The 2,125-nt window shown below is 58.4% G+C and carries 2 protein-coding genes and 1 pseudogene; 1 reads left to right on the forward strand and 2 read right to left on the reverse strand.

Going from position 1 to position 2,125, the window contains the following annotated elements; translation table 11 throughout:
- Positions 1-197 precede the first annotated feature (197 nt).
- Positions 198-434, forward strand: a pseudogene (locus EOA22_RS39200) (hypothetical protein); the annotation flags it as partial.
- 353 nt (positions 435-787) lie between these two features.
- On the opposite strand, the gene EOA22_RS31390 reads toward EOA22_RS39200, so the two are convergent.
- Both EOA22_RS31390 and EOA22_RS31395 read right to left on the reverse strand, forming a co-directional pair.
- Positions 788-1,453 carry an HD domain-containing protein gene (locus EOA22_RS31390; protein WP_063170531.1) on the reverse strand — a complete coding sequence of 222 codons (666 nt, stop codon included), beginning with the start codon at positions 1,451-1,453 and terminating at the stop codon, positions 788-790.
- Between the two features lie 75 nt (positions 1,454-1,528).
- A partial coding sequence (locus tag EOA22_RS31395) for an NADP-dependent oxidoreductase (RefSeq protein ID WP_164756102.1) occupies positions 1,529-2,125 on the reverse strand: 597 nt, incomplete at its 5' end.

A 2,125-nucleotide genomic window follows, 5' to 3' on the forward strand; every position in this document is an offset into this window, starting at 1 on the left:
TGATCTCTATGCTGCTCAAGGAACGAAGCAGGTTAAAGCGACCGTGATATCGTGACGATGGCTTCGGACGTGAACCGTAGCGGTGACAATCAGTTCGGCCCTGGGTCTTGTTTGAACCAAGCGTGAGACATTAAAGAAAAAGTGCGATGATGTTGATCAATGGATCTGCCAATCGGATTAGTGCGCTGTCAAGAGCAATGCGAACGGCCTCCGTCCCACTGATAGCAACGGCGATCGCTCTGGGAGCTTCGCCCGTGATGGCACAGGACCGGGAGCAGGTGAGAATGGCCTTCGAGCACTCACTGCCGAATGTCGAAGGAACGAGAATAGTTGCTGTGACCGTGACTTATCCTCCGGGAGGCAAATCGCTCGCTCATCACCACGCAGCCTCGGCATTTATTTACGCCTACGTGCTCTCCGGGGCTATCCGCAGCCCCCAGCCGATCCGCTCCGTCGCGCCGCCGGCAATGACCTGAGCACCCGCAGCGGCATCCAATACGCTCAGGGCGCCCATTCTGGCGCCAGCGCCACCAGCGGCTTGCTGCCCGGTTATCAGCCCCCAGCGGGCCAGTCGCCAAAAGCCGGACCGGCATTGCCCGGGCGGTCGGAGCGCCGCGCTGACCGAGAGGCAAGATAGGCAAGCAGCTCAATTTCCCACCAACGATTGGGGTCCGGCGCGCGGCAAATGCGCCGAGAGTTAACCACCTGGGAGAGATCAGCGATTCATCGTCGGCAGCCCGCCCGCAATCGCGATCAAGCTCCTGGAGCACGGGATACGTCCTCGTCATCATGTTGAGTTCTGCGGTGCGGAATCCGGGAACGGAGACGCGGCGATCAAGTCGCATGCGTTGGGAGTCTTAAATCCCGGCATGAAACGTTCGCAGACGGCCGCGTTAACGGTGCCATACGTCGTCGCGGGCTTATGCGCAAAGCCAGCGAAATACTCCTGGATAAAGCCCTCTTTGAAATTTGCCCGCGGGTACTTGACCACGATTTCCTCACGCAGCTCCACGGGAAACTGATCGAAGCCCACTCCGATGACATCGAGAAGAACACCTGAGTTGAGTAGCGCTACTTCGGCGCCCATATATCGGGGAATGCCGGGGGTGGTGTGCAGCGCGATTGCTTCCCACACGGTCTGCACCTGGTCTTCAGCAATGTTGTGGACGTTTAGAAACTGTCGGGCGGCATTTGCGCCATCGACCTCAAAGCGTTCGTCTGGGCTCGAAAACTTCTTGATAAGGCCGAGATCATGAAATGCGGCCGCCACGTAGAGGAGTTCAGAGTCGAAGCGCAGTTTCCTCTGACGACCCTGCTCAGCTGCGAAAAGGTAGACGCGGATCGAGTGATTGAAGAGCAGATCGCTGGCGTGCTCGCGTAGGATATCTGTCGCCTCTTTCGCGAGCAAAGAATCGGGAATGACGAGGGCATTGGAGAGATTTAGCTTAGTCATTTGCTTGGTCCTTCAAGACTAGCTTTGGAAGTGGGCAAATCGGGGCTCGCGAGTGCAACGACGAGGCTTGATCGATCATCTCGCTCCGACATCGAGCACGATCTTTCCCTTCGGTGGAGTCCGCACGCGCTCCAACATCAAATGCGCCTCGCGCGCGTCCGCGAGCGGCAAGACCGCCCCCACCCTGGTTCTCAGTTTTCCACCGTCGACGAGACAGGCGATCTCCGCCAGGTCCTGCCTCGTGACGTTGACCAGGAAGAAGGAGGCTTCAACGCCATGGCGTTCTGCGAGTTTCTGATCCGGATTTGACACAGCCGAAATCAGCTTTCCGCCTCGACGAAGGACCTGGAACGAGCGGTTCTGCGTCTCGCCGCCGACCAGATCGATGACAGCGTCCGCGTCCCTAACCTTTTCCTCAAAGCGTTGGGTCTGGTGGTCGATGACCGTGTTTGCTCCGAGATCGCGTACGAAAGTAATGTCGTCCGTCGCTGCAGTCGCAATCGCTTGCAGGTGCGCCTCACGCGCCAATTGAACCGCATACGAGCCGACATTTCCCGCCGCCCCGTGGATCACAACCGTTTGACCGGCTTTGAGCTGCGCGTGGTAAAACAACGCCTGCCATGCCGTCACGGCAACGACAGGAACAGAGGCGGCTTCAGCATAGGTTAGCGA

The organism is Mesorhizobium sp. M7A.F.Ca.US.014.04.1.1, assembly GCF_003998745.1.
GTDB lineage: Bacteria > Pseudomonadota > Alphaproteobacteria > Rhizobiales > Rhizobiaceae > Mesorhizobium > Mesorhizobium ciceri.